This is a genomic window from Candidatus Villigracilis proximus (assembly GCF_016717045.1).
Lineage (GTDB): Bacteria > Chloroflexota > Anaerolineae > Anaerolineales > Villigracilaceae > Villigracilis > Villigracilis proximus.
The window spans coordinates 1-4,245 of record NZ_JADJUO010000040.1 but is presented as its reverse complement, the minus strand read 5'-3'; the positions used below and the strand labels follow the sequence as shown (position 1 = coordinate 4,245).

Below are 4,245 nucleotides of genomic sequence, written 5' to 3'. Positions count from 1 at the left end.
GCACGCGCATCCGCTCGGCGTGGAAGCGCTGCGCGCACAGGTCGTCATCGCGGTCGCCACGCTGCGTTCGCGCTTTCGATCGCGCCCGTGGAGCGGGGCTCGACAGTGATGTCTGGCGACTTCGTCGACGACTTCTCGGAGATCGGTTCTGGAAGCTGTCGCCAGAATATGCCTCGAGGCGCGTTGCGGACGATATCTCCGGCCGGACTCTGAGCGGCGCCCTAAGACGGATCCACCCAGCGCCGGAATCCTGATCCACCGCGCCGCGGTACGGGCACGCCGAGCGCGGCGCGTTCGTGATCCACCCGGCGCCGCGCCGCTCGATCGACGCTCCTCGGATGAGCCGTCGATGCACCGAGTGCCGGAACCGCTTCGCACCTGCTCCGTCCGCGAAGGCAACGCAGCGCGTCTGTGGTGCCGCGTGCCGCACGGCGCGCGATCGGAAGCTCGCCCGCAAGCGCCGCCGGGCGGAGCTCGACGAGCACCGAGACGACGAGCGCGAACGACAACGCGCGTGCCGTGAACGGCGGTCGGCGCTCGGTTGTCACGCGCCACCCTCGGCGCCCAACCCTCCGATTCCATGGAGGAAAGTGCACCGGATCGTGGACAGCGCTTTCGCGCTGTCACGCGCCACCCTCGTGCGCGACCTGCACCGAAATCTCGCGGGATTCACAGGAAATCCTGGCAGCGCCAGGGGCCCTGTCACGCATGAGCCTCCGCGCGCAAGCGCCGGGAACTCCTCGTGATTCGCCCGCGATTTGGGTGACCTGTCACGCATGAGCCTCGTCGCGAGCAGGGGCGGGTGGTTGAAGTCGATGTGATGGACCCTGCCGATTCGACGCGACCGATCGACCTCGACACCCTGGGTCAACGTCTGTCCGCGCTGCGGCTGTGCGACCGGGCAGCGCTCGACGGGCTTCGTCGTTCGCTCGAGGCGCACGGGCAACTGAACGCCGTCGTCGCGTTCGTCGATGCCGGAGGCGTCGAGATCCTCGACGGGTTCAAGCGCGCACACGCGCCGCGCGCGCGCTCGGCTGGCGCTCGCTCGTGGTGCGCGTCGTCGACGCCACCGCGATCGACGCGAAGCTGCGGCTGTGCGCGTTGCACGCGGGACGCGGCCTCACGGACCTCGAAGAGGCGTGGGTGATCAGATCGCTGTACCGCGACGATCGGATCTCTCAGCCTGAGATCGCGCGCTTGCTCGGCCGGCACAAGAGCTGGGTGTGGCGTCGGCTCGTGCTCGTCGAGTCGCTCGACACCGACGTGCAAGGTGATGTTCGGCTCGGCCTGCTCGCGTCCCGTGCAGCCGTCGCCTTGAGTCGGTTGCCACGTGGCAACCAACGCGCTGCGAGCCTAGTCGTCGTGCGTCGTGGGCTCACGGTCCGGCAGACAGAGTTGCTCGTCGACGCTGCCCTCGCCGAGCGCGACGAGCAGGCGCGCGCGGCGCTCCTCGCAGAGCGACTCGTCGGCACGAGCGGCGCGGCTGTCCCCGGCCCCGTGCCTTCGCGCATGGCGCGTAGTGAGGCGGACTGGATGAGCGCAGACATCCTGCGCGTGCACGAGATCGCGGCGCGCCTCGAGGCGCGCTTGCTCGCGACGCCACTCGAGACATTTGCACCGGCGGCGACGGAGCTGATCCGCGATGCGCTCGTGCGACTGCCCCCCGTGCTTCGCGCGCTCGATCTCGTGATCGCGCGCGTCACGCGCAGCGAGGACGCCGCATGAAGGTCGTGATCCGAAGCCGAGAGGAACTCGTCGCCATCATCGTCGAGCGGAGCAAGCGTGGTGACGGACGCCGTGCGATCGCGCGATCGCTCGGCGTCAGCCGCAACACGGTTCGCACGGTCCTCGAATCGCAGGGGGGCGGCGCGCGAAGAAGCGTCCACCGCGCTCGTCGCCCCGCCCACACGCGCGCCGCGCGCGAGCAAGCTCGACGGTTTTCGTCCGCGCGTCGCGGCACTGCTCGATCGCTTCCCGGACATCACGGCACAGCGCGTGTTCGGAGATCCGTCGGGCGAAGGATTCACCGGCGGTACACGGCGGTGAAGAAGCTCGTTCGCGCGGTGCGCCCGCCGCCGCGGCCCACGCCGAGCCTCGTGACGATCGACTACGGCCCCGGTGAGATGTCCGAGAGTGATTGGTCCCCATACGAAGTCCGATTCACGTCGGGCAAGGCGATGACCGTGGAGGCGCTCTCGTACGTGCTCGTGGTGAGCAAGAGGAAGGCCTTCGGCCTCTACGATAGCAACGACCTGCACGCACTGATGGACGGTCTCGAGCGCGCGTTCGCGCGCTTCGGCGGCTGCGCACGCGAGTGCAAGTTCGATAGCCAGAAGCCCGTCGTGCTCCGATGGGAGGGGCAGCAACCGATCTACAACCCGCGCTTCCTCGCGTTCTCGAGCCACTACGAGTTCCGCCCCTCGCGGTGCGTCGCGGGCATCCGAACGACAAGCCGCGGACGGAGCGTCGTTCTGGGAGGTCGAGCGCTCGTTCCTCAACGGACGTGAGTTCCGCGACCTCGACGACATGCGCGTGCAGCTCAAGGACTGGCTCGATCGCATCGTCGATCATCGCAAGCTCGAACGGCGAACCGCCCTCGAACGCTTCGCCGAAGAGCAGCCGCATCTCGTGCCGCTTCCGCGCCATCCGTACGACACGGCGCGCGTCGTCTATCGCGTGTGCAGCATCGACGGATTCGTCGCGTGGGCGGGCAATCGCTACGCGGTCCCCATACGAACACGTCACCGACATCCTCCCGGTCCGCATCACGCAGCACGAGCTGTTCGTCTACGCGGCCGACCTTCGATGCATCGCGCGGCACGAGCTCGCGCCGCGCGGCGCAGGCAGCAAGCTCGACCCCAATGGCCTGCATCCCCGACCGCAGCGCAAGAGTCTCGTAGACCTCGACAAGCTCGGCATCGCGTTCGCGAACGTCGGCGATAGCGCGGCAGAATTCTTCCGGATCATGAGCCTCGGCGCGCCACGCATCTGGGGTGCGCAGGCGAGGCAGATCCTGCGTTTGCGCGAGCGATACGAGACCTCCGAGCTCGAACGCGCGCTCGCGCATGCGACCGAGTTCGGCGCGATCGACTTCGCATCGGTCGAGCGAATCCTCGCAGCACGTAGCAGGACGCGAACGCTCGACGAGTACGTCACCGAGCTCACCACGGATCGCATCGAAATGACCCTCGGTCATGCCCGCACCGCGGTCCGAGACCTCACTGAGTACGACCGCCTGCCGATGACCTCTGCTCCGCGGTCCCGCACCGAGGAGACGCAGACATGGCCCCACGAGCATCACGCCACGGCGACCCACGAGCAGACGACGACATCGTCCTCGCACGACTCCGACGACACCTCGAGTTCCTCGGGCTGACCAAGACCCTCGGCGAGCTCGACGTGCATCTCGCGACGCTGACGCGCGAGCGACTCGGGCCCACCGCGACGCTCGAGCACATCCTCGGCATCGAGGCCGCGCACAAGCTCGAGCTGCGCATCGAGCGACGTGTCAGCACCAGCGGGCTCACCGAACGAAAGACACTCGAGGCTTTCGAGTGGGACTTCCAGCCGAACCTCGACAAGGCACTCGTCCTCGAGCTCGGCCGTCTCGACTTCGTAAGGCGCAGAGAGGATCTGGTCATCACGGGAATGGCCGGCACAGGAAAGAGCCACGTGCTCAAGGCATTCGTCGTTCGCGCCTGCGAGCAGGGGATCCGCGTGCGCTACGCGCGATGCGTGGACCTGCTCGACGATCTACACGCTGGCCTCGCAGACGGAACCTACGCGAAACGACTCAAGGCCTGGGCGCGCGCGGAGCTGCTCGTCATCGACGACGTCGGGCTCGGCCAGGTGAAGAAGCGCGGCGATGAGCCCACCGCCGCGCACACGCTGTACAACCTCATCGACCGAAGGCACGGGCGAGTGTCGACCGCGATCACGTCCAACATCGGACTGTCCGAATGGGGACGATTCCTCGGAGACGCGACGCTCACCGCAGCCATCCTAGACCGCCTCGCGATGCACGCGATCCGCATCGACGTCGACGGACCGAGCTATCGCCAACACGTCGCCGAGACGCGAGCGAACGGTCACGCGAAGAAGCGCTGACCGGCGCGCGCGACGACGACTCGGTCGAGAGCACGACCGCGGTGGATCACGATCCCGCCGCGGTCGTCGTCGTCATGGGCGTCGGCGTGGATCTGTCATGCCGCCGGGATTGGATCCCAGTTAGAGCGCCGCTGAAGA

4 protein-coding genes are annotated in these 4,245 nt (G+C 67.9%); all 4 read left to right on the top strand.

Annotation, left to right across the window (positions count from 1 at the left end; translation table 11 throughout):
* The first annotated feature begins 1,047 nt into the window (after window positions 1–1,047).
* Genes IPL71_RS25675 through istB form a run of 4 tightly spaced genes read left to right on the top strand, consistent with a single transcriptional unit; the run spans window position 1,048 to window position 4,107 of the window.
* Window positions 1,048–1,725 (top strand): ParB-like helix-turn-helix domain-containing protein, encoded by a 678-nt coding sequence (locus IPL71_RS25675; protein ID WP_345326634.1) that lies wholly within the window; start codon window positions 1,048–1,050, stop codon window positions 1,723–1,725.
* Window positions 1,722–2,507, top strand: a complete 786-nt coding sequence (locus tag IPL71_RS25670; RefSeq protein ID WP_345326632.1) for a hypothetical protein — start codon at window positions 1,722–1,724, stop codon at window positions 2,505–2,507. The genes IPL71_RS25675 and IPL71_RS25670 overlap by 4 nt, the downstream gene beginning before the upstream one ends.
* On the top strand, window positions 2,504–3,376 hold the full coding sequence (locus IPL71_RS25665) for a hypothetical protein (RefSeq protein WP_345326630.1): 873 nt from the start codon (window positions 2,504–2,506) through the stop codon (window positions 3,374–3,376). The genes IPL71_RS25670 and IPL71_RS25665 overlap by 4 nt, the downstream gene beginning before the upstream one ends.
* A complete protein-coding gene (gene istB, locus IPL71_RS25660; protein WP_345326628.1) occupies window positions 3,283–4,107 on the top strand; it encodes an IS21-like element helper ATPase IstB in 825 nt (274 codons plus the stop codon). Before IPL71_RS25665 ends, istB begins: the two co-directional genes overlap by 94 nt.
* Window positions 4,108–4,245: the final 138 nt, after the last annotated feature.